The following is a 23,515-nucleotide window of genomic DNA, read 5'->3' as shown; positions in this document are numbered from 1 at the left end:
TCCTCCGCCGCATCTTCAGGGCTTCTCCGTGTGCAGTTCGCTGTGCCTCTGCTCGGATCTCTCGGTCACGCGAACAAGCCGAGATGGCGATCCCAGCCGCTGTTTGGTGTCCCGTCCGACGCCGCGGCCGCGGCGGACGGTAGAGCCCTCTAGCTGATGCCAGGGACCGGGTCGAGGGCGAACCCGGGCTGACAGACACGCTCTACTGCTTAGGCAGCGAGAGCGTAGTCGCGCTGATGAGAATCGGCGCTTATAGGGTTACAGCGACGCTTATACGGTGGTCTCCTGCCTGCACCGACACGCTTCCCCTGAATCAACGTACGCAGTCGAAACCGTTCAGCCCCGAGCTGTGTTCATCGATCCAGATGAACTCCCGGTCTCGCGACCGGGCTTGTAACTTTAACACTACGCGACCGGCGGATCATTCCATTATCCCGCTGTGGCGTGGCTGACACGAACCGCGCTGGTGAGCGGTGGTCAGCGCATGCCCTTGATGCGGCGGCCGATCTCGCGGGTGACCTCGCGCTCGGCGGTGCGGCGGGCCAGGTCCTGGCGCTTGTCGTAGTCCTGCTTGCCCTTGGCCAAGGCCAGTTCGACCTTCACCTTGCCGTCGCTGAAGTACATGGACAGCGGGACCAGGGTGAGGCTGGTCTCCTTGGTCTTGCCGGTCAACTTGTCGATCTCGCGGCGGTGCAGGAGTAGTTTGCGGGTGCGGCGCGGGGCGTGATTGGTCCAGGTGCCGTGGCCGTACTCGGGGACGTGCAGACCGCGCAGCCAGACCTCGCCGTCGTCGATGGTGGCGTAGGCGTCGACCAGCGATGCCTTACCCTCCCGCAGGCTCTTCACCTCGGTGCCGACCAGCGCGACCCCGGCCTCGAAGGTCTCCAGGATCGTGTAGTTGTGCCGCGCCTTGCGGTTGGTGGCGATGACCTTGCGACCCTTTTCTTTCACAGCACCACTCTAAGTGGTCGGGCAACGGGATTATTCCCTGGTCGGGCGCCGCTAACCGCCGCGTTGCAGCCACAGGTAGAGCAGCAGGGTCCCGATCCACATGGCGGACAGGACGATCGTGGTGAGCCGGGGGCGGCCGCGGCGCGGTGCACGGCGTGGCCCCAGCCAGCCGGTATCCACGATCTCGTGCACTCGTGGCGGTGGGATGACGCCCGCATCCGCCGCCTCGGCCTCTGGTGGCCGCTCGGTTTCGAGTTCGTCACCAGCGCCGTTACCGGAATCCATGTCCGAAAGGTATCCCCAACCAGGGCGTTTTATACCTCCATTCACGCAGTCGATACCGGACCGCAGGATTGCCGGGAAGTGGCGCTGTCGCGCGAGCGCCTTCAGTCCCAGTCGGGCGGCGGCACCTCGTCGTACTCCGGCGGCGGCTCGGGAAGCGGAATGTCGTCGGGTGCGTCGAACACCGGCCCCGCCGCGCCACGCGTCGGAGAGGCTCCCGGCCGCGCTCCGGCCGCGCTCGACCGCACGGGGCGCGCTCCGGCCGCACCCGGCTGCCCGGGGCGCGCCGCGGGCGCACCCGATCGGCCCGCGCCCGTGGCACGATCGCCGGGCGCGAACAAGGTCTCACCGGCCCCGGCCACCGCACGATCCCCGTGCCCGGACGATGCCCCACCGGCTCCGGCGACCACCTCGAGCACGCCCTCGCCGTACTTGGCGCGCTTGCCCTCGCCGATACCCGAGATGCCGCCGAGATCGGCCAGCGAGGCGGGTTTGCGGGAGGCGATCTCGCGGAGGGTGGCGTCGTGGAACACCACGTAGGCGGGGACGCCCTGTTCCTTGGCGACGCCCGCCCGCCAGGCCCGCAGCTTCTCGAACAGCTCGTTGTCGGCCGGGGACATGTCCGCGGCGGCCAGCCGGGACGCCTTGCCGGACTTGGGAGTTCGGGCCGCCTTGGCGCGTTCGGGTTCGCGGCGCAGCTTCACCTCACGTTTCTCGAACAGCACCTGATTGCTGGCCTCGGTGAGGGTGAGCACGCCGTAATCGCCGTGCACGGCCAGCAGTCCCTGGGCGAGGAGTTGGCGGATGACGCCGCGCCATTCGATATCGCGCAGTTCGGTGCCCACGCCGAAGACCTTGAGTTCGTGGTGGGCGTGCTGTTCGACCTTGGGGTTGCGCTTGCCGACGAGGATATCGACGATATGGCCCGCGCCGAAGCTCTGGCCGCGCTCGCGCTTCAGCCGCAGCACCGTGGACAGCACCTTCTGCGCCGCGACGGTGCCGTCCCAGGACTCGGGCGGGGTGAGGCAGGTGTCGCAGTTGCCGCACTTCTCCCCGGTTTGGCCGAAGTAGTTGAGCAACTGGGTGCGGCGGCACTCCACCGTCTCGCACAACGCCAGCATGGCGTCGAGATGCAGTTGCAGCTGTCGTCGATGCGCGGCGTCACCGTCGGACAGGTCGATCATCTTGCGCTGCTGTACGACATCGCTGAGGCCGTAGACCATCCATGCCGTGGACGGGAGCCCGTCGCGTCCGGCGCGACCGGTCTCCTGGTAGTAGCCCTCCACGGATTTCGGCAGGTCCAGATGTGCCACGAAGCGCACATCGGGTTTGTCGATCCCCATACCGAAGGCGATGGTGGCGCAGACGACCAGACCGTCCTCGCGCAGGAAACGAGCCTGGTTGGTCGCGCGGGTGCGATTGTCGAGCCCCGCGTGATACGGCACTGCCTCGATGCCGTTGGCGGTCAGGAAGGCCGCCGTCTTCTCCACCGAATTGCGGGACAGGCAGTAGACGATTCCCGCGTCCCCGGCGTGCTCGGTGCGAATGAACGACAGCAGTTGCTGTTCGGGCCGATTCTTGGCCTCGATCCGGTATTGGATGTTCGGTCGGTCGAAACTCGCGACGAAGTGTTCGGCCCCGGTCAGATCCAACCGCTGGGCGATCTCCTTGCGGGTGGCCTCGGTGGCGGTGGCGGTGAGCGCGATGCGCGGCACGTCCGGCCAGCGCTCGTGCAGCATGGACAGCGCCAGATAGTCCGGCCGGAAGTCGTGTCCCCACTGCGAGACACAGTGCGCCTCGTCGATGGCGAAGACGGAGATCTTGCCGCGGTCCAGCAGCTGCGCGGTGGCGTCGAGCCGCAGCCGTTCCGGGGCGAGGTAGAGCACGTCCAGCTCCCCCGCCACGAATTGCGCCTCCACCGTGCGCCGTTCGTCGGGGAACTGGGTGGAGTTGAGGAATCCGGCGCGCACGCCGAGGGCGTTGAGCGCGTCCACCTGGTCCTGCATGAGCGCGATGAGCGGTGAGATCACCACACCCACGCCGGGTCGCACCAGCGCCGGAATCTGGTAGCACAGCGATTTGCCGCCGCCGGTGGGCATGAGCACCAGCGCGTCACCGCCGGAGATCACCTGGTCGACGATGTCCGCCTGCGGCCCCCGGAAGCTGTCGTAACCGAATACCCGACGTAGCACCTCGTGCGCGGCCTTGCTGCCGACGTCGGCACCAGTTGCGGACATGGTCTCGATCTCCGGGGCACTCACCCCGGCAATCCTACGGATCGCCGCCGACAGCGGAACCCCGTTGTCCGGTCTCCGCGAGACTTCGCACCGCTTCTTCGTTCTCGCACCGCATGTCGGCCGAAAAAACAACGTACCCCACCCGATTCGGGTGGGGTACGCCGATGCCGTCGCGAGGTGCGGACACTCACTCCCGCACGTAGTACCGCAGCGCGGCGTAGGCCGTCAGCGCGGCGAAACCGACGCCCACCGGCAGGATGACGAACGACACCGCCGCGATATCGTCACCGCTGATACCCGGCAGCACCCGATTGTCGAACAGATCACCCAGCGCCCGATTGATCACCAGCGGTTTGGCGATGAACAGTCCCGCCACCGCCAGCGCCGAACCCACCAGCGCGGCCAACACGGCTTCCAGGAGGAATGGCAGCTGCGTATACCAGCGGGTCGCGCCCACCAGGCGCATGATGCCCACCTCGGTCTTGCGGGCCAGGGCCGCCACCTGCACCATGTTCGCGATCAGCAGCAGCGCCGCGAACGCTTGAAGCAGCGCCAAACCGAATGCGGCATTGCGCAATCCGACGAAGAAGCTGACCAGTCGGTCGACGATGTCCTTGTCATTGAGCACCGTCATCACGCCCGGCCGGGTCGCGAACTGGTCGTAGATGGCCTGGTAGTTCTCGGCGTCGGTCAATTTCACGCGGAACGACGCGGGCAGCCCCTCCTTGGTGACCTCGTCGGCCAACCCCGGCTGATCCTTGAAGGTGGTCTCCTTGACCTCCTTCACCGCCTCCTCGCTGTTGACGAACTGCACGCTCGCCACCTTGTCGTTCGCCTTCAGGTCCGCCTGCAGGGATTTGCAGGGTTCGGCCAGGCAGTCCGGGTCGGTGGTGGAGACGGTGTCGTCGAGATACAGCCGGATCTCGACGCGGTCCATGTAGAAGTTCTCGATCTTGTCCGCCATGCGCACCGCGAGCAGACCGCCGCCGAGCATGGTCAACGACACCGCGGTGGTGAGGATCATGGCGATGGTCATGGTGATATTCCGGCGCAGACCGGTGAACACCTCACCGAGTAGGAATCCGACGCGCATTACCGGCCCACCCCGTATACGCCGGTCTCGTCGTCGCGCACCAGGCGGCCGCGATCGAGTTCCACCACGCGCCGCCGCATGGCGTCGACGATGGTGTTGTCGTGGGTGGCCATCACCACCGTGGTGCCCGTGCGATTGATGCGTTCCAGCAGCGTCATGATGTCCTGACTGGTATCCGGGTCGAGGTTGCCGGTGGGTTCGTCGGCCAGCAGCACCAGCGGCCGGTTCACGAAGGCACGGGCGAGCGCGACGCGCTGCTGCTCACCACCGGAGAGTTCGCTGGGCAGCCGGTCCGCCTTGCCCGACAGCCCCACCATGTCCAGCGCCTCGGGCACCGCGCGGTTGATGAACGAACCCTTCTTGCCGATCACCTCCAGGGCGAAGGCGACATTCTGCTCGACCGTCTTCTGTTGCAGCAGCCGGAAGTCCTGGAAGACACAGCCTATGCGCTGCCGCAGTTTGGGCACTTTGCGCCCGGGTAGCCGGTCCACCCGAAAGTCCGCCACCCAGACCTCGCCCGCTGTCGGCTTCTCGTCTTTGAGCAGCAAACGCATGAACGTCGATTTGCCGGAACCGGACGGCCCGATCACGAAGACGAACTCGCCTTTTCCGATATCGACGGAGACGTTGTCCAGCGCGGGTCGCGTCGAGGTCTTGTAGGACTTGGTGACGTTCCGCAGGGTTATCACGGGGAGCCAGTGTAGCCAGACGCGCCGGACACTCCGGCGCGCCGCGCGGCCTCGAGGTCAGCGCGGCGGCGGTGCCCCATCGTCCTTCGCGTCATTGTTGAGCACCGAGTTGACGATGGGGGTATACGCCGGGCGCTGCGACGCTTCGGGCTTGACGAAGACGTACAGCACGAATGTCGCGACCCATACCGTCATCAGAATCGCCGTGGATTTGCGGGCTTTCAGCGTGAAGCCCGGTGATTTACGCAGTTTCACTCAGACCCTCTCGGCGCAGCGCCGCGGCCACCCGCACCCGCAGCTCGCGCCCTACTTCGAACTGTTTGCCCGGCAGTGTCCGGGCGACCATCTTGATGTTCATCTGGTCGACGGTGAGATCTTCGACACCCATGACGGTCGGCTCGTCGAGCAGCAGCGATTTGAGCTTGCGATCGGCGAAAGCCCGGCTGCCGACCTCGTGCAGGATCTCGTTGACCCGGTTGATGTCGGCGCTGGCGGGTACGGGCACGTCGATGGCCGCACGCGCCCAATCCTTCGACAGATTGATAACTTTCACGATCTGACCATTGGGTACGGTGATCACTTCGCCGTCAGCGTTGCGCAGCGTGGTGATACGCAAGGTGACGTCCTCTACCGTACCTTCAGCATCCTGTGATGAGCCCGTTACCGCAATGCGAACGACATCACCGTAGCCGTACTGCTTTTCGGTGATGAGGAAGAAACCGGCCAGCAGGTCCTGCACGATGCGCTGCGCGCCGAAGCCGAGCGCCGCACCGAGCACCGCCGCCGGGGCGACCAGCCCGCCGAGCTGAAAGCCCAAGCGCTGCAATACTTCCAAACCGACCAGGAAGTACACCAGGGACAGCACCACCCAGGTGAGCACCTGGGCGAGCGCATGCCGATGCTTGGCCGCCTCCGAGCGCACCAGTGAATCGCTGCTGCGGAATCCGGCGTCGATCCGGCGGGTCACCCGATCGCGCACGTAGGTCACGAACCGGCTGAACAGCATCGCGCCGACGATCAGCAGTACGATCTCGAGTCCGCTCGACCGGACCCAGTTGCCGAAGTCCGAGGCGGTGCTCGCGGCGAGCAGCATCTGCATGGTTGTACCTCGAGTCAGCGCTCAGTGATGGTGCCGCAAAGGGTTACTGGTTGTCGCCGGACATCCGCCATCGGATGCCGCCCGTGTCAGGCATCCTGATTCTGCTGCATGCGCCAGCGGATCCCGCTCTCGATGAAGGAGTCGATGTCACCGTCCAGCACCGCGGACGGGTTGTTGACCTCGTAATTGGTACGCAGATCCTTCACCATCTGGTACGGGTGCAGCACGTAGGACCGCATCTGGTTGCCCCACGACGCGCCCTCGTTGGTCTTGAGCGCGTCCATCTGCGCGCGCTCCTCCTGCCGCTTGCGCTCCAGCAGTTTGGCCTGGAGCACGCGCATGGCCGAGATCTTGTTCTGTAGCTGCGACTTCTCGTTCTGGCAGGTGACGACGATGCCGGTCGGGATGTGGGTCAGGCGCACCGCCGAGTCGGTGGTGTTGACGCTCTGACCGCCGGGGCCGGAGGAGCGGTAGACGTCGACGCGCACCTCGTTGTCCGGAATCTCGATGTGGTCGGTGGTCTCGACCACGGGCAGCACCTCGACCTCGGCGAAGGAGGTCTGACGGCGGCCCTGGTTGTCGAACGGGCTGATGCGCACCAGGCGATGCGTGCCCATCTCCACCGAGAGGGTGCCGTAGGCGTACGGGGTCTTGACGGCGAAGGTGGCCGACTTGATGCCGGCCTCCTCGGCGTAGGAGGTGTCGTAGATCTCCACCGGGTACTTGTGCCGCTCCGCCCAGCGCACGTACATGCGCATGAGCATCTGGGCCCAGTCGGCGGCGTCCACGCCACCCGCGCCGGAGCGGATGTTGACCAGCGCCTCACGCTTGTCGTACTCGCCCGACAGCAGGGTGCGGACCTCCATGGCCTCCACATCGGCGTGCAGGGCCGAGCGCTCGGCGTCGGCGTCGGCGACGGCCTGGGCGCGGGCCTCACCCTCCTCACCCTCGGCGAGTTCGTAGAGCACGGGGAGGTCCTCGAGCCGCTGCCGCAGGTCACGCACGCGGCGCAGTTCACCCTGGGCGTGCGAGAGCTCGCTGGTGACGGCCTGGGCGTGTTCCTGGTTGTTCCACAGCTCCGGGTCGGCGGCCTGCTGCTCCAGCTCGTCGATGCGGCGGACCAACTCGTCGATATCGAGCACCGACTCGACGGTCTTCAGGGTCGCGTCGAGTTCGGCAAGATCAGCGGAGACGTCAGGATGCACGGTGTTCAAGGCTACAGGGCCGCCTCTCCGAAACTTAAGCGCCCGGCTCGGGTGCCGCGACGGGGTTGCGCACGCATATCGCCGGTCGGGACCGGGGGAATCCGATGGGTCGACCACCCTCGGGCGGGCTGTCCCGGAGCTAGCGGCGGAATGGCGTGTCGATGGGGAGTCGTCGGCCGCGGGGTGGTCCGGCGCGGCCGGTTCTCTTCAAACCTCGGAGCGCGGCCGGCCGATGCCTCGTCGCACGGCGCGCGACCCGGCTTTCTGGGATTCGCTTCGATCGATCACGATGCACATGATACGCCGCGCTAACACCGGTGACGAGTGGAAAAGATTACCGCCCAAGGGATTACCGTGACCACCGCTCAGCCGAGCGCGCGCAGACCGCCCGGACGGCGTCCCATCAACCGGTCGAGGGCCGCGGCGGTGGGGTCGTCGGCGGGGAGGTGAACGAGAATGTGCTGGTCGTCGTCGGCGGAGAGGTCCAGGCGCTCCCAGGCCAGGCGCAATTCGCCGACCTCGGGATGGGCCAGGCGGTGAATGCCGTTGGCGGCGGCGAAACCGGGTATCGAGAGCACCCGGTCGCTGAATTCCGGGCCGACGGTGACGGCGAGTTCGTCGGCCAGCGACGCGACCAGGGCGTCGGAGCGGAAGGGACCGGCCTTCAGGGTGGCGACGGTGGCGTCGGCCAGGTGCGCCCAATCCGGGTAGAAGGTGCGGGCGCGGGGGTCGGTGAACACATAGCGGGTGAAGTTGGCGGGCAGTCCCGCATCGAGCAGACCCGATGGTTCCATCAGCCCGCGATAACTCTCCGTGCAGGCCAGCACCTCACCGAGCCGGTTGAGCACGGCGGCGGGCGCGGGTTCGAGCCGGTCCAGGATGGCGAGCACGGCCGGGCGCACCTCGCGGTTGGGCTGCGCGCCGCCCAGACAGTGGAAGCCGCGGCCGGCCTTCTGCATCTGATACAGGTGAATGCGTTCGCTCGAGGTCAGCCGCAGTGCGTCCGCCAGCGCCGACAGCACCTCCGCCGAGGGATGCCGGTCGCGCCCCTGCTCCAATCGGGTGAGGTATTCGACACTCACCCCGGCAAGGGTGGCGAGTTCCGAGCGGCGCAGGCCGGGCGTGCGCCGCCGCGGCCCGGCGGGCAATCCCACGGCCGCGGGCGTGACGGCCTCGCGCCGACTACGCAGGAACAACCCCATCTCGTTATCACTCACGGCTCGAACGTAACAGCGTCCGCTTCCCGGAGAGTGGCCCTGCCACTACCACTCTCGGCGCGGCCTCCCGGCCACGCCACCGCGACGGCAGAGTCGAATTCGGCGACCGAGCGGACAGCGCGGCCCTGACGGCGGAGACGCATCGACCGCGGGTCGCCACCACCACCCGTATGCGGACGCTGGCCTCGATCGCGGCCATCCGCGCCGCTCGACTCTGAAGGAGTTCCCATGTCCGACACCCTGCGCCTCGCGGTGATCATCGCCAGTGTTCGCGAGGGCCGCTTCGGCCCGGTGGTCGCCAACTGGATCACCGAGTACGCCCGCGCTCACGGCGGCTTCGAGGTGGATCTGATCGACCTGGCGGAGATGGAGCTGCCGCACGCCCTGCCCGCGGTCTCCCCGCTCATGGAGCCCAACCCACCCCGCCCGGCGGGGATGGTCGATCTGACCGAACGTCTGGGCGCGGCCGACGCGTTCATCATCGTCACCCCGGAGTTCAACCGCAGCTACCCGAGCTCCCTCAAGGCCGCCATCGACTGGCATTTCACCCAGTGGAACCGCAAGGCCATCGCCTTCGTCGGCTACAGCGGCAACAGCGGCGGCATCCTGGCCATCGAGCACCTGCGCCAGGTCTTCAATGAACTCCACGCCCACACCGTCCGCAGCTACGTCTCCCTCCCCCGCTTCTACCTCCTGTTCGACGCCGAAGGAAAGCTCCTGGACCCGTCCGGCCCGGAAGAAGCCGCCACCGCCATGCTGGACGAACTCCACTGGTGGTCGGCCGCCCTGGCCGCCGCCCGCACGGAGCCGGTGAGCGTGTGATCGAGAGCAGGTCGCGGTGGAGGTGTCCGGTGGCGGGTGACGGGTTACGGTTTGGGGCGTGACCTCGTATTCCAGTGACCTCGAACTCGCCCTGCGGCTGGCCGACGCGGCCGATGCGATTACCCGTGATCGGTTCGGTGCGCTCGATTTGAAGATCGACTCCAAGCCGGATCTGACGCCGGTGTCGGATGCGGATCTCGCGGTGGAGCGGGAGATCCGGACGATACTGGCGGCGGAGCGGTCGGAGGATGCGGTGCTGGGTGAGGAGTTCGGCGGGGAGGCCGAGTTCGGGGGGCGGCAGTGGGTGGTCGATCCGATCGACGGGACCAAGAACTTCGTGCGCGGGGTGCCGGTGTGGGCGACGCTCATCGCGCTGCTCGAGGACGGCGTGCCCGTGGTGGGCGTGGTGAGCGCTCCGGCGCTGGCGCGGCGCTGGTGGGCGGCGCGGGAGGCGGGGGCGTGGAGCAGTTTCGAGTCCGGGGAGCCCAAGGCGATCTCGGTGTCGGCGGTGCCGCAGCTGGGTTCGGCCAGTCTGGCGATCTCCAGCCTGTCGGGCTGGCGTGATATCGGCCGCCGGGATCAGCTCATCACGCTCACCGACGAGGTGTGGCGGGTGCGCGGCTACGGCGACTTCTTCGGGTACGCCCTCTTGGCGGAGGGCGCGGTGGACATCGTCACCGAACCCGAACTGTCCCTGTGGGATATGGCCGCCCTCGACATTCTCATTCGGGAGGCGGGCGGCCGCTTCACCGCCCTGGACGGCACCCCCGGCCCGCACGGCGGCAGCGCGGTGGCCACCAATGGGCTGCTGCACGACGTGGTGCTGGCCGCGCTGGCGAGCTGAGTTCGCGCCGGAAACGCCGAGAACGCCCCCGCTCCGTCGCGGGGGCGTTCTGTCTGTCCGGAGTGGAATCAGGCGGATCCGGTGCCGCCACCATCCATGGGGCCGATCAGCACCCCGACGAGACCACCGAGCAAACCAACGACTACAGAGACGAGTCCTGACAACATGACTTCCTCCTTTCGCCTCGGTGAAAAACGTAGTGGCCCTTGACAGTTGACGCTATGAGATCGAAATAACCGCACAAAACTCCTCGTTATACAGATCTTGCAACGCAGCGAATCGCTTTGAAAACAAGGAGGTTTGAACTTGGATCATTGCAATTGCGTTGTGTCAGAACATTATCCAAGATGACGCATCATAGACCACATTTCACCCCACGACCTGCGCGGATCGCGGCACAGCAACAGCTCCGCACCCTGTTCGTCGTTGTCGATACCGAATCCGTTGTCGATCCGCCCCACCGATTCCGGTTCGTGACACAGGCTTTCGACCTCCGCTCGCGGAATACCCACTGTGAACACCCACCGGCCGTCGGCGGGTGGACCCCACCACCAGTAGGCGTTGTGTCCGCTGTGCGGCGTCGGCAGCCCGTACGCCGCGCCGAAGCGTTCGAGGGCGGCGGCCTCCCCGTAGTTGGACGTGAGTAGTTCGGCGTCGGGTGCGACCTCGGATCGGATCTCGGCGATCTGCCGCACGAACTCCGGCCAGCCGATGGTCTCCCCCGCGTCGTAATTCACCGTCGACACCGGCGATTCCGGAACCGCGGAGATCGGGAGCACCGGTAGGAACAACAGCGCCGACCCGACCGCGCCGACGCCCACCACGGCACCGACGCCGACCGCGCGCACCCGACGCGCCGTGTACCACCGCTCGAGTCCCACCGCCCCGGCGGCGAGCAGCAGCGGATACATTCCACCCAGGTAGTACGCCTTCCCGCCGGCGACGGCATAGAGAGCGAACAGCACGCCGTAGGTGAGAGCGAATGCGCGATGGGGCGGTCGCCGCCACAGCCACCACAACCCGTACCCCCACAGCGGCACCAGCAGCGGTCCGATCAACCCCAATTGCAGGAGTATGAAGGTGAGCGGCGTGTCCGAGGTGCCCGACGATCCGCCCGCCAGCGACCTGCTCACCTCCCATTGCGGCCAGCCGTGCCGGGCCTGCCAGACCAGATAGGGCGATATGAGCAGGGCCGCGAGCAGGACGGCTAGAGGGAAGTACCTGGTGGCGAATATCTTTCGCGGGCCGATCGCGGCGAAGCACAACGCCGTGACGACCAGCGGAACCGCGATGAGCGCCTTGTTCAGCAGCCCGACCCCCGCGAGCACCCCCACCGCGAGCCACAACCGCGGGTCGGCTTCCGGTCGCAGCAATCGCAGCAGCAGAACGACCACACCCGACCACACCGCGAGATCGATGATCGTGGTACCGAACAGATGCCCGGCCGCCATGACCAGCGCCGCGGCCGCCACCGAGGCCGACGCCAGCGCTTGCGCGGCCTTCCCACCACCGAGTTCCCGTGCCGCGAGCCCGGCGCAGATCACCACGACGGTGGCTGCCACGATCGCCGGAAGCCGCAGCAGCACCAGCGAATCCGCGTTGATGGCCGAGATGGCCCGAGCGATCAGCGGTGTCAGCGGCGGTTGGTCGGCGTATCCCCAGTCGAGTCGCCGACCCGCCGCGAGGAAGTACATCTCGTCGCGGTGGTAGCCGTACCGATCGGCGAACACTCCGAGGACGACCGCGAAAACCCCCGCTACCCAGTACATATCGTTACCGTCCCACATCGGGTCCGGTTCGGCGCGGGTACCGGCGCGCCAGCTGCGGTGCCGTCGCCGGTACGCGCGAGTCAGTCCGGAATCAGGTCGAATCCGGCGGAGTTGGTGTCGATGCCGACGTCCACGTCGGTATCGCCGCCACCGGGCGTGGGCAGTGCGGAGTTGGAGCCGACCTCGCTGGCACTGCCGCTGCTGCCGAATTCGGTGCCGATCGCGCCGGCCTCTGCCGGGGTCTGAATCGGCTGGTACGGCTCCAGCGGGATGGTGGCGGATGCGGCGGGTACGACGGCGAGGGTCAGGGCGGCGACGGCACCGGCCGTGGCCACGAGTCTCTTCATGGGTGCGACCTCCTTGCGGGGGCGGATGATGCGCCCCCACGGTAGCCCAGCCCGCCTCTTTCTGAAGCGAATTTGTTTCACTAGTTGCCGCGATCTCGACACTCCGCCACCGACCAGGTGATTCGACAACTCTCGACGGCTTTCTTACTCTGAAGTAAGATAGTCTTACTCAGGAGTAAGATTGCTGGGCAGGATCACCCCACACACCCGAGAAATTTGGTGATTATGAGTACTCGAGACACCGCAACGAAGCGGGACACCTCCGCTGTCGGACTCAACCCGGTCAAGCGCGACTGGATGGGCGCGGCCATGCGGGTCATGACGACGATCACGGGATCGGAACTCGCCGAGAAGTACAAGCTGCGCAAGCCGATCGAGCGGCTCACCTACGAGGGCACCAAGACCGGTTTCCGCACCCTCGGCGCGGCCACCCGGGCGTTCGAGAAGGTGTCCGGCGGCGGCGCTCCGAAGCGGCTGCCCGCCAACGAGTCCCGGGGCAAGGACTACTTCGACCTGACCCCGACCGACGAACAGCAGATGATCGTCGAGACGGTGAAGGAGTTCGCCGAGGAGATCCTGCGCCCGGCCGCCTACGACGCCGACAACGCCGCCAAGGCCCCGCGTGATCTGCTCGAGCGGGCCGCGGAACTCGGCATCACCCTGATCAATGTTCCCGAGGAGCTGGACGGCGCGGCCTCCGAGCGCGGCGCGGTCACCAACGCGCTGGTCGCCGAGGCGCTCGCGCACGGCGATATGGGACTCGCACTGCCCATCCTGGCCCCCAGCGGCGTGGCCGTGGCGCTGTCGCAGTGGGGTACCGACGCCCAGCAGCGCACCTACCTCGGCGCTTTCACCGGCGAGAACGTGCCGCAGGCATCGGTCGTGATCAGCGAGCCGCAGCCGCTGTTCGACCCCTTCGCGCTGCGCACCAAGGCGACCCGCTCCCCCAGCGGCTACCGCCTCAACGGTGTGAAGAGCCTGGTTCCGGCCGCCGGTGACGCCGAGCTGTTCATCGTCGCCGCCGAACTCGACGGCCGCCCCGCCTTCTTCATCGTCGAATCCGACACCGACGGTGTGGTGATCGAGGCGGATCCGGCCATGGGTCTGCGCGCCGCGGGCCTGGGTCGCCTGCTGCTGAACAATGTCGCGGTTCCGGCCAACGCCATCCTGGGCGATGCCGACGCCGTGCAGCGCGCCGAGGATTACGCGGACGCGGTGCGGCTGGCCCGGCTGGGCTGGTCGTCGCTGGCGGTCGGCACCGGCCAGGCCGTGCTGGATTACGTGATTCCGTATGTGAAGGAGCGCGAGGCGTTCGGTGAGCCGATCGCGCACCGGCAGGCGGTGGCGTTCATGGTCGCCAATATGGCGATCGAGCTGGACGGTATGCGCCTGGTGACGCTGCGTGGCGCGTCGCGCGCCGAGCAGGGGCTGTCGTTCGCCCGCGAGGCGGCGCTGGCCAAGAAGCTGGCCACCGACAAGGGTATGCAGATCGGCCTGGACGGCGTGCAGTTGCTCGGCGGCCACGGCTTCACCAAGGAGCACCCGGTCGAGCGCTGGTACCGCGATCTGCGCGGCATCGGTGTCGCCGAAGGCGTCGTCCTCGTCTAGCCCCGACTTCTCACACGGAGACCACCAATGATCAATCTCGAACTCCCCAAGAAGCTGCGGGCCAGCGCCAATCAGGCCCATCAGGTGGCCGCGGAGATCTTCCGCCCCACCTCGCGTAAGTACGACCTCGCCGAGCACGAGTACCCGGTCGAGCTGGACACCATGGCCGCCATGGTGGAGGGCCTGTCCGACTCCGGCGCGCAGGACGTCTCCGGCGCCACCGGTGGACGCAAGGCCCAGGAGGGCGAGGGCGACGGCCACGCCACCGAACTGCTGGGCAACAGCAACGGCGGCAACATGTCCGCGCTCATGAACGCCCTGGAGACCTCGTGGGGCGATGTCGGCCTCATGCTCTCCATCCCCTACCAGGGCCTGGGCAATGCGGCCATCGCCGCGGTCGCCACCGATGAGCAGTTGCAGCGCTTCGGCAAGGTGTGGGCCGCCATGGCGATCACCGAGCCGTCCTTCGGTTCCGACTCGGCCGCGGTGTCCACCACCGCGGTGCTCGACGGTGACGAGTGGGTGCTCAACGGCACCAAGATCTTCGTGACCGCCGGGTCGCGTGCCACCCACATCGTGGTGTGGGCCTCGGTGGACAAGTCCAAGGGCCGCGCCGCCATCAAGTCCTTCGTGGTGCCCCGGGATGCCAAGGGCCTCACCGTGTCCCGCCTCGAGCACAAGCTCGGCATCAAGGCGTCCGACACCGCCGAGATCCGCTTCGAGGACTGCCGCATTCCGAAGGACAACATCCTCGGTTCGCCGGAAGTCAATGTGGAGAAGGGTTTCGCGGGCGTCATGCAGACGTTCGACAACACCCGCCCGCTGGTGGCCGGTATGGCCGTCGGTGTGGGCCGCGCCGCCCTCGAGGAACTGCGCAAGATCCTCACCGACGCGGGCGTCGAGATCTCCTACGACACCCCGCCGAACAACCAGCACGCCGCCGCCGCGGAATACCTCCGCCTGGAAGCCGACTGGGAAGCCGCCTACCTGCTCTCCCTACGCGCGGCCTGGATGGCCGACAACAAGAAGCCGAACTCCCTCGAGGCCTCCATGTCCAAGGCCAAGGCCGGCCGCATGGGCACCGACGTCACCCTCAAGGCCGTCGAACTCGCGGGCCCCCTCGGCTACAGCCAGCGCACCCTGCTCGAGAAGTGGGGCCGCGACTCGAAGATCCTCGACATCTTCGAAGGCACCCAGCAGATCCAGCAGCTCATCGTGGCCCGGCGGGTGCTGGGACTGTCGAGCGACAAGCTGAAGTAGGTTCTGGGACAGGGCAACCGGCGCGAGTTCCGCGGAGCTCGCGCCGGTTTCCGTTCGCGGCATTCCATCGGGGATTCCACAGTGCTGTGCCCAGCGGGGCACCTCAGCCGATGGCAGCCGGCGGAGGCCAGGGCGACAGCCATGGCCCGCCCCACTCGATATCTCACATACTGGGGCGATGTTGCCCTTCACGTTGCCCGGTCGGTTCTGGCGGGGGAATCTGCACTGTCACTCGAACCGGTCGGATGGCGCGCTGGCACCGGAGGAGGTCTGTCGGCGGTATCGGGAGGCGGGGTACGACTTCGTCGCCGTCACCGACCACTTCCGCCCGGAGTACGGGTTTCCACTCACGGATACGCGGGCCATTCGAACCGACGATTTCACCACATTGCTCGGGGCCGAGTTGGAGGCGCCGCGAACGGAATTCGCCAGTAGGTGGCATATTGTCGCGGTGGGGTTGCCGGTGGGGTTCGTGCCGCCGGAGCCGTCCGAGAGTGGGCCGGAGTTGGCGCGGCGGGCGCGGGCGGCGGGGGCTTTCATCGGGATGGCGCATCCGGCGGCAGCTTTGTCGACCGTCGAGGATGCGGCGACGCTGGATGCGGCGCATGCGGTGGAGGTGTTCAATTCGCTTGCGGCGCGGGAGGATCGGGGGGACAGTCTGCATCTCTACGATGTGCTGCCGGGGCGGGGGTATCGGCTCGACGCGTATGCGGCCGACGACTGTCACTTTCAGCCGCAGGATCCGGCCGGGCGCGATGCCTGGGTGCAGGTACGTGCCGAATCCCTCGATCCTGATGCTTTGCTGATCGCGTTGAAGGCCGGGCACTACTACTCCAGTACCGGGCCGGAGATTCACGGCATCGAGATCGCGGGCGGGCGGATCGGGATTCGGTGCTCGCCGGTGCACAAGATCGTGGTGACCGGATCGGTTCCCGGGGCGCAGTGGCGGATGGGTGACGGGTTGACCGAATGTCGGCTGCCGCTGGACATGTTCGCGCGCAGCCCGTATGTGCGGGTGACGGTCACCGACGTCGCGGGCAACCGGGCCTGGAGCAATCCGATTCGGCGGCAGTGAGTTTCAGGGGTCCGGGGCCGAGCGTCAGGCGCTGAACTCCTCCACCAGGCGGCGATAGGTCTCGAAGGCCGCCTTGGGGCGGTAGTCGCTGGACGTGATTCCCAACTGCGCCATGGGTTCCGGCTGAGCGGAGTTGGCGTCGCGCAGGCCGAAGAGCTCCAGATGGGTCACGTGGTGGCGGCTTCGCACCGCCGCAACGGCGCGCACCAGGTGGTCGATGCTGTCGGCCTGGTGTTCGGGGGTGCGTTCCGGGCCGGTGACGCTGCCGCATTCCGAGATGTGGATCGGTACGTGAGATCCGATGTGCGCCTCGGGCAGCGACTCCTCGCGCAGCTGCCCGATGGCGTGCTTCACCTGGGAATCGATATCGCCCGGCGTGCCGTGCGGTGCGACCGGGGAGAAGGCATCGGGATACAGCGCCAGCCCGACATAGTCGACCAGGTCGGCGAATTCGTGTGCGGGTACGGCCGCCAGCCGTTCCCAGAAGGCCGCGTCACCGCCCATCCAGTCCGGTGATTCGGCCACCGAGAATCCGATGCGCACCGCGTCCAGGCCCACCGTGTCGAGCGCCTTGCGCGCGTGCGCGATGCCGTGCACCAGGGCCGCCACCACGCCGGGGGAACTGCCGTCGATCCACGGGATGTCGAAATTGGGTTCCAGGGTGATCTGGAGGTAGCGCACGATCCGCCCGTACCGGTCGATGGCCCGGTCGATGAAATTCAGCCAGCCGTCCACGTCGACGGCGGTCGGCAGGTAGCAGAGCACCAGGTCCAACTGCCGGTGCTCCTCCAGATACCACCGATCCGGCATGGTCAACTCGCCGTAGACGCGTTCGGGGTGCAGGACCGCAGCCCGTTCCGGGTCCGGTGGAGTGCCCAGGTAGTGCAGGTACTCCCGCACCACGAACGGCGCGTCCCCCTGTAGCCGCCGCACCAGATCCGTGATGGCGGCGCGGTCGTCGGGCGGCCCGGCCACCGTGCTGACCTGCCCCGCCGCGTACACACCGAAGAGCAACTCCGTGGAATCGGTCACCCGGTCCATGTAACCACCGGCGAGCGCCCGCCGGTCACCGCCCGGATCGATACACCCGATCCGCCGCGGCAAAACGCCTGGTCGGTGGACGCACCCGGCCGCGCTGTCCGATCTGACCGGATTTCTGTAACGTCGGTCACACTCCACTGCTACCGTTGCGCCAATCGCAGGGTGTCGTGCGGCGTCGAACCGGCACGACCACGAGTTCGGAGGTTGATCGAGATGGCCTCGATTCTGCATTCGGTGCAGCAGCGTATGACCCACACCGGAGAGGTGATCAAGGGTCTGGGGCGGTTGCGGGAGGTCGGCATCAGCGATCCCCGCAATCCCATGGAAACCCTGCGAACCATGCGGGAGGCCAAGGTTTTCGGGCCGCAGGCCACCATGGTGCAGCATGCCGCGCGGGTGTGGCCGGACCGCCCGGCGCTGGCCGACGAACGCGGCGAGATGACCTACCGCGAACTCGACGAGGGTTCGACGGCGGTGGCCCGGGGCCTTCAGGCCATGGGCATCCAGCCGGGCATGGTGATCGGCATCCTGGCCCGTGACCACCGCGGACTGCTGCTCTCGCTGGCGGCCGCCGGGAAGCTCGGGGTGCGATCGGCGCTGATGAACACCGGATTCGCCAAGCCGCAGTTCGCCGAGGTGTGCGCCCGCGAGAACGTCAAGGCGGTGCTGCACGACAGCGAGTTCCTGGGCCTGCTCGACGCCCTGCCGCCGGAACTGCCGCGCGTACTCACCTGGGTGGACGAGGGGCACGAGGTCCCGGCGGGGGCGACGACGCTCGACACGCTGATGGCGGAGAACTCCACCGAGCGGCTGCCCGCCCCGCAGAAGCCGGGCGGTTTCATCATTCTCACCAGCGGCACCACCGGCCTGCCCAAGGGCGCGCCGCGCACCAAGGTCGGCCCGATCGGCACCGTGCAGATGGTGGACCGCATCGACTTCCCGCGCCAGGGCACCATGGTGATCGTCTCCCCCATCTTCCACAGCACCGGCATGGGCACCTGGCTGGTCGGCACGGCACTGGGCAACAAGGTGGTGCTGGTCCGCCGGTTCGACGCCGAACGCACGCTGCGGCTGATCGACGAGCACAAGGCGGACATGCTGGTGGCGGTGCCGACCATGGTGCACCGCATGGTGGAGTTGGATCCGGCCATTCGCGAGAAGTACGACACCTCCTCGCTGAAGGGCATCGTCATCGCCGGTTCGGCGCTGTCGCCCGAGCTCAGCACGCGCACCCAGGAGGTCTTCGGCCCGGTGCTGTACAACCTGTACGGCTCGACCGAATGCGCGGTGGCGACGGTGGCGCGCCCCGAGGATCTGGCCAAGGCACCGGGCACAGCGGGCAAATCGCCACTGACCTGCGAGGTCGCGCTGTTCGACGATGACGACAAGCGCATCCACGCCAAGAATGTCACCGGCCGTATCTTCATCCGCTCCGGCGCACCCTTCGAGGGCTACACCGACGGGCGGCACAAGCAGATCATCGACGGGTACATGTCCAGCGGTGACGTCGGGCATTTCGACGACAACGGCCTACTGTTCGTGGACGGCCGCGACGACGACATGATCGTCTCCGGCGGGGAGAACGTCTTCCCGCAGGAGGTGGAGAACCTGCTGCTGGAGCGGCCGGACGTGTTCGACGCGGCGGTGGTCGGCGTGGACGATGTGGAGTTCGGAAAGCGCTTGCGCGCCTTCATCGTTCCGGAACCGGGTGCGAGCCCGGACGCCGAGGAGATCAAGGCGTACGTGAAGGGCAATCTGGCCCGCTACAAGGTGCCGCGCGAGGTGATCTTCCTCGACGATCTGCCCCGCAACACCACCGGCAAGCTGCTGCGCCGCGTGCTGGTCGAGTACGAGGTGTAGCCGGGGGTCACATTCCGACCGCATTAAGCGCTACTTGGGGTAACAGAGACCTGAGCCACAACCTTTCTGCCTGCGCTTGCTAGGCTGCAAGCGCACTGGATCTCGATGTCGCGATCCGCCCGGCCGACTCGTCCGGCAGGGGGATCGCGGGAATGGTTGTACCCATGTCAGTTGCCCGTCCGACGGCAAACAGCGCGTTGAAAAAGGTCAGCGACACGGCGCTCAGCGTGAACGCCATGATGAAGCGGGGCCTGTTCAATCCGCTGCGCCCCGATCATGCCGTCAAATCCGCGCTGAACGTGCTCAAGTTCGGCCCGTTCGCCGGTGTGGTCATGCACGCGGCGCAGACCAATCCGCACGCCGCCATCATCGACGAGCGCGGTGAGCTGTCGGTCAAGGAGCTCGACGAACTGTCCAACGCCTTCGCGCGCGGACTCAGCGCGCGCGGGTTGCGGCCCGGCGATGTGGTGGCGGTGCTGGCCCGCGACCACCGCGGCATGGTGCTGAGCCTGCTCGCCACCGGCAAGCTCGGGGTGCGCGCCGTCCTCATGAACACCGGCTTCGCCAAGCCGCAGTTCGCCGATGTGGCGGCCCGCGAGCAGGTCAAGGCGGTCCTGCACGACAGTGAGTTCTTCGAGCTCATGAGTGCCATTCCCGAGGACATTCCGCGCATCCTCACCTGGGTGGACGAGAAGGACAACGCCGATCCGGCCATCCCCACCATCGAGTCGGTGTCGCAGGGGCAGTCCACCGCGCCGATCACGCCGCCGGACAAGCCGGGCGGCATGGTCATCCTGACCTCCGGCACCACCGGCACCCCGAAGGGTGCGCCGCGCGACAAGGTGAGCCCGTTCATCTCGGCCCAGTTCCTGGATCGAATTCCGCTGCCGCGCAACGGCACCATGGTGATGGCCGCGCCCATCTTCCACGGCACCGGCCTGTCGCAGTTCACCCTGTCCATCGCACTGGGCAACAAGGTGGTCTTCCAGCAGCGCCGCTTCGACCCGGAGCTCACGATCGCCAATATCGTGAAGTACCGGGCGCAGGGCCTGACCGTGGTGCCGACCATGCTGCAGCGCATGCTCGACCTGCCGCCCGAGGTGCTGGCCGAGTACAACCCGAAGGCGTCGCTGCGCGTCATCTTCGCCGCCGGTTCGGCCATCCCGCCGGACGTGGTCACCCGCAGCCTGGACTACTTCGGCCCGACGCTCTACAACCTGTACGGCTCCACCGAATGCGCGGTCATCACCGTGGCCACCCCGGATGAGCTGCGCAAGTCGCCGACCACCGCGGGCCGCCCGCCCGTCGGCATCACCCTCGCGCTGTACGACGAGAACCGTAAGCTCATCACCAAGCCGGGCGTGACGGGCACCATCTTCATCGGCAACGCGCATTCCTTCAAGGCGTACACCGACGGCCGCACCAAGGAGTTCGTGGACGGCCTCATGTCCTCGGGCGACGTGGGTCACTTCGACGCCGACGGCCTGCTGTTCATCGACGGCCGCGACGACGACATGATCGTCTCCGGCGGCGAGAACGTCTTCCCGCAGGAGGTGGAGCACCTCATCTCCAACCGCCCCGACGTGCTGGAGGCGGCCGTGGTGGGTGTGGACGATGCCGACTTCGGAAAGCGTTTGCGCGCCATCGTGGTTCCGGGTCCGGATTCCAAGCGCGACGCCCAGGAGATCAAGGATTTCGTGAAGGAGAACCTGGCGCGCTACAAGGTGCCGCGCGAGGTGATCTTCCTCGACGAGCTGCCACGCAATGCCACCGGCAAACTGCTGCGCAAGCCGCTGGTCGAAATGGAAGTTCCGGCGGAGTAATTCGACGCGACCACGCCATCCGCACTCCGGCGGGTAGCGGGTGTGGAGTCCGGAATCCAGGGACCGCTATCATCAGCGGGTGAGTTTCGAGTCCGGCCGCCCTACGGCGCATTTCCGCGGTGATGCCGCGGTATTGCGCGGTGGGGCGGCCGGTTCGATTTCCGGGGCGCTGGCCGTCGCCGCGCACGGCTGGGCCTCCGGCGCCATGGCCCCCGATTCCGGCGCGCTGACTCTGCTCATCGCGGGCTGTGCCGCCGTGGGCGCACTGACCGCCGGGGTGCGCTCGCTGCGCACCACCGCCGTCGGGCTGGTGGGCGCGCTGGTGGGTGGACAGCTGCTGGGCCACCTCGCCATGTCGTGGGGTGCTGGCGGCGGGCATCACCACCAGCAGTCGGTGTGGACGCCGTCCATGCTGCTGGCGCATATCGTGGCCGCCATCGCCGCGGCTGTCGTGATCCTGGGCGCGGAGGCCGCCTATCGGATCGTCACCGCCGTGATGGCGCGGGTGCTGCCGGTACCCGTCGTGCTGCCGGTGCTCGCGGGGCCGCCCGCGCTGCCCATCGAGCACCGCGATCGGATCGTGCTGCGGCTCTTCGCCGCCGATGCACTGCGCACCCGCGGGCCACCCGTTCTCGTTCGAGGCTGATTCTCCTTTCTCGCCCGGCACACGGACTTTCCCGTCCGTGTGATCGCGCTGTCCACGTATGCCGATGCGGCATGCGGTATTCCGCGCATCCGGGCTGCCCCTCGAACAGAAAGTCCGCTAGTGACCACCACGGATAGCGGTGTCGGGACGACACCGCCTATTTCGCCTACCCCGGAAACGGATTCGTCCGTCGAATCCGCGGGCGGTAAGAAGAAAGCAGGCGGCGCTTTTCAAGCGCTGATGCTGAGGCTCCATTTTTACGCGGGCGTTTTCGTCGCCCCGTTCATCCTGATCGCGGCCGTCACGGGCGCGCTCTACGCCATTGCCCCGACCCTGGAGAACATCACCGAACGGGGCCTGCTGCACACCGATTCGACCGGCCCGGTCAAGCCGCTGTCGGATCAGATCCGCGCCGCCGTCGCGCAGCAGCCGGACCTGGCGTTGGCGGCGGTCGCCCCGGCGCAGGGCAGCGGGGACACCACCCGGGTGATCTTCACGGACCCGACACTCGGAGCGTCCGAGCGGCGCGCCGTCTTCGTGGATCCGGTGACCGCCGAGCCGCTGGGCGACAGCGTCGTCTACGGCAGCTCGGGTGCGCTGCCCATGCGCACCTGGATCGACCAGTTGCACCGTGACCTGCGCCTGGGTGAACCGGGTCGCCTCTACAGCGAGTTGGCCGCCTCCTGGCTGTGGGTGATCGCCCTGGCCGGGCTGGTGCTGTGGATCCGGCGGGTGCGGGCTCGGCGCGAGCGCCGGTCCGCGCGCTGGCTGCTGTGGCCGGATCGTTCCCGCCCGCGCGGCCGTGCGCTGAATTGGCATGCGGCCGTGGGTGTGTGGATTCTGCCGATCGTGCTGCTGCTGTCGGTGACCGGTATGACCTGGTCCACCTACGCGGGTGAGAACATCAAGAAGGTCCGCGAGGAGATGAGCTGGACCACCCCGAAGGTGAGTTCCGAGCTGCCCGGCGCCGCGACGCCGTCCGTGCCCGCCGCCGGGGAACACTCCCATCACGCCATGCCGGACCCGGAGGCGGCCGCGCCGTCGGTCAAGGCGATCGAGCAGGCGGATCTGGTGTACGGCGTGGTGCGCGCCAATGGCATCGAATCGCCCGTGGAGATCAGCATTCCGGCGGCGGAGGGCGTGGCGTTCACCGCCAAGGAACGCCGGATGCCCGGGGTGCTCACCGTCGACTCCATCGCCGTGAACGGCGCCAGCGGTGAGGTCACCGACCTGCTGCGGTATTCCGACTGGTCGCTGGCGGCCAAGCTGACCAACTGGGGCATCCAGTTCCATATGGGCCTGATGTTCGGGCTGCTCAACCAGCTGTTGCTGCTGGCCGTCATGGTCGGGCTGATCACGGTGATCGTGCGCGGCTACCTGATGTGGTGGCGGCGACGACCGACCAGGGACGCCAAGGCGTTCGCCGTCGGCAAGGCGCCGCGGCGCGGGATGCTGCGGCGGACGCCGCTGCGGCTGCTGCTGCCGTTCGCGGTCGCGGCCGTGGTGGTGGGCTGGTTCGCTCCGCTCATCGGGCTCAGCGTGCTCGGCTTCCTCGTCGTGGACGTGGTGGTCGGAATGATCGCACGCCGCCGGGCCTCTGCCTGACTCACTTCCGAACCGCACTGCGGCGACACGGCATTCGAGCCG

General features: G+C 67.5%; 21 protein-coding genes and 1 other RNA gene. 9 read left to right on the top strand and 13 right to left on the bottom strand.

Annotation, left to right across the window (positions count from 1 at the left end; translation table 11 throughout):
* From ssrA to ON31_RS04630, 10 genes are all read right to left on the bottom strand, one after another.
* Positions 1-344: a transfer-messenger RNA gene (gene ssrA, locus ON31_RS35200) on the bottom strand; the annotation flags it as partial.
* A 133-nt stretch (positions 345-477) separates the two neighbouring features.
* Positions 478-951: an SsrA-binding protein SmpB gene (gene smpB / locus ON31_RS04670; RefSeq protein ID WP_029931840.1), complete on the bottom strand. Its 474-nt coding sequence runs from the start codon at positions 949-951 to the stop codon at positions 478-480.
* 51 nt (positions 952-1,002) lie between these two features.
* Positions 1,003-1,236 (bottom strand): WLR motif membrane protein, encoded by a 234-nt coding sequence (locus ON31_RS04665; RefSeq protein WP_029931839.1) that lies wholly within the window; start codon positions 1,234-1,236, stop codon positions 1,003-1,005.
* Between the two features lie 101 nt (positions 1,237-1,337).
* On the bottom strand, positions 1,338-3,470 hold the full coding sequence (gene recQ / locus ON31_RS04660) for a DNA helicase RecQ (protein WP_051036860.1): 2,133 nt from the start codon (positions 3,468-3,470) through the stop codon (positions 1,338-1,340).
* Positions 3,471-3,657: 187 nt separating this feature from the next.
* A complete protein-coding gene (gene ftsX / locus ON31_RS04655) occupies positions 3,658-4,563 on the bottom strand; it encodes a permease-like cell division protein FtsX (protein ID WP_039809559.1) in 906 nt (301 codons plus the stop codon).
* Entirely contained in the window at positions 4,563-5,252 is a 690-nt protein-coding gene (gene ftsE / locus ON31_RS04650) for a cell division ATP-binding protein FtsE (RefSeq protein ID WP_029931836.1), read from the bottom strand. The genes ftsX and ftsE overlap by 1 nt, the downstream gene beginning before the upstream one ends.
* A gap of 57 nt (positions 5,253-5,309) precedes the next feature.
* Positions 5,310-5,507: an Rv3103c transmembrane domain-containing protein gene (locus ON31_RS04645; RefSeq protein ID WP_039809557.1), complete on the bottom strand. Its 198-nt coding sequence runs from the start codon at positions 5,505-5,507 to the stop codon at positions 5,310-5,312.
* Entirely contained in the window at positions 5,494-6,351 is an 858-nt protein-coding gene (locus tag ON31_RS04640; protein WP_029931834.1) for a mechanosensitive ion channel family protein, read from the bottom strand. The genes ON31_RS04645 and ON31_RS04640 overlap by 14 nt, the downstream gene beginning before the upstream one ends.
* A gap of 86 nt (positions 6,352-6,437) precedes the next feature.
* Positions 6,438-7,556, bottom strand: a complete 1,119-nt coding sequence (gene prfB, locus ON31_RS04635) for a peptide chain release factor 2 (protein WP_029931833.1) — start codon at positions 7,554-7,556, stop codon at positions 6,438-6,440.
* Between the two features lie 365 nt (positions 7,557-7,921).
* Positions 7,922-8,773 carry a helix-turn-helix domain-containing protein gene (locus tag ON31_RS04630; protein WP_039809555.1) on the bottom strand — a complete coding sequence of 284 codons (852 nt, stop codon included), beginning with the start codon at positions 8,771-8,773 and terminating at the stop codon, positions 7,922-7,924.
* 228 nt (positions 8,774-9,001) lie between these two features.
* Between ON31_RS04630 and ON31_RS04625 the strand changes: the two genes are divergently transcribed.
* Positions 9,002-9,595 (top strand): NADPH-dependent FMN reductase, encoded by a 594-nt coding sequence (locus ON31_RS04625; RefSeq protein ID WP_039809553.1) that lies wholly within the window; start codon positions 9,002-9,004, stop codon positions 9,593-9,595.
* Between the two features lie 58 nt (positions 9,596-9,653).
* Positions 9,654-10,439, top strand: coding sequence for a histidinol-phosphatase (hisN, locus tag ON31_RS04620; RefSeq protein ID WP_039809552.1), 786 nt, complete (start codon positions 9,654-9,656; stop codon positions 10,437-10,439).
* 338 nt (positions 10,440-10,777) lie between these two features.
* On the opposite strand, the gene ON31_RS04615 is transcribed toward hisN, so the two are convergent.
* Positions 10,778-12,208, bottom strand: coding sequence for a glycosyltransferase family 39 protein (locus ON31_RS04615; protein ID WP_039809592.1), 1,431 nt, complete (start codon positions 12,206-12,208; stop codon positions 10,778-10,780).
* 80 nt (positions 12,209-12,288) lie between these two features.
* The gene (locus ON31_RS04610) at positions 12,289-12,555 is read right to left on the bottom strand and encodes a hypothetical protein (RefSeq protein ID WP_039809550.1); all 267 of its coding nucleotides are present in this window, start codon (positions 12,553-12,555) and stop codon (positions 12,289-12,291) included.
* Between the two features lie 219 nt (positions 12,556-12,774).
* Between ON31_RS04610 and ON31_RS04605 the strand changes: the two genes are divergently transcribed.
* The 3 genes from ON31_RS04605 (at position 12,775) to ON31_RS04595 (ending at position 16,498) form a co-directional block, all read left to right on the top strand.
* A complete protein-coding gene (locus ON31_RS04605) occupies positions 12,775-14,163 on the top strand; it encodes an acyl-CoA dehydrogenase family protein (protein WP_370450306.1) in 1,389 nt (462 codons plus the stop codon).
* A 27-nt stretch (positions 14,164-14,190) separates the two neighbouring features.
* Positions 14,191-15,423 (top strand): acyl-CoA dehydrogenase family protein, encoded by a 1,233-nt coding sequence (locus ON31_RS04600; RefSeq protein WP_039809545.1) that lies wholly within the window; start codon positions 14,191-14,193, stop codon positions 15,421-15,423.
* 178 nt (positions 15,424-15,601) lie between these two features.
* Positions 15,602-16,498 (top strand): PHP domain-containing protein, encoded by an 897-nt coding sequence (locus ON31_RS04595; protein ID WP_039809542.1) that lies wholly within the window; start codon positions 15,602-15,604, stop codon positions 16,496-16,498.
* A gap of 24 nt (positions 16,499-16,522) precedes the next feature.
* Here the strand turns inward: ON31_RS04595 and ON31_RS04590 are convergent, their stop codons facing one another.
* A complete protein-coding gene (locus ON31_RS04590; protein ID WP_147286969.1) occupies positions 16,523-17,530 on the bottom strand; it encodes a hypothetical protein in 1,008 nt (335 codons plus the stop codon).
* Positions 17,531-17,752: 222 nt separating this feature from the next.
* On the opposite strand from ON31_RS04590, the gene ON31_RS04585 reads away from it, so the two are divergent.
* The 4 genes from ON31_RS04585 (at position 17,753) to ON31_RS04570 (ending at position 23,473) form a co-directional block, all read left to right on the top strand.
* Positions 17,753-19,399 carry an acyl-CoA synthetase gene (locus ON31_RS04585; protein WP_039809540.1) on the top strand — a complete coding sequence of 549 codons (1,647 nt, stop codon included), beginning with the start codon at positions 17,753-17,755 and terminating at the stop codon, positions 19,397-19,399.
* Positions 19,400-19,563: 164 nt separating this feature from the next.
* Complete coding sequence (locus tag ON31_RS04580) at positions 19,564-21,222, top strand: acyl-CoA synthetase (protein ID WP_039809538.1); 1,659 nt, start codon at positions 19,564-19,566, stop codon at positions 21,220-21,222.
* A gap of 79 nt (positions 21,223-21,301) precedes the next feature.
* Positions 21,302-21,868, top strand: coding sequence for a hypothetical protein (locus tag ON31_RS04575; RefSeq protein WP_051036858.1), 567 nt, complete (start codon positions 21,302-21,304; stop codon positions 21,866-21,868).
* 240 nt (positions 21,869-22,108) lie between these two features.
* Entirely contained in the window at positions 22,109-23,473 is a 1,365-nt protein-coding gene (locus ON31_RS04570) for a PepSY-associated TM helix domain-containing protein (protein ID WP_085996338.1), read from the top strand.
* Positions 23,474-23,515: the final 42 nt, after the last annotated feature.

The organism is Nocardia otitidiscaviarum NBRC 14405 (genome assembly GCF_000308635.1).
GTDB classification, from domain to species: Bacteria; Actinomycetota; Actinomycetes; order Mycobacteriales; family Mycobacteriaceae; genus Nocardia; species Nocardia otitidiscaviarum.
The sequence above is the reverse complement of the archived record's forward strand: the minus strand, read 5'-3'. Positions and strand labels throughout refer to the sequence as shown.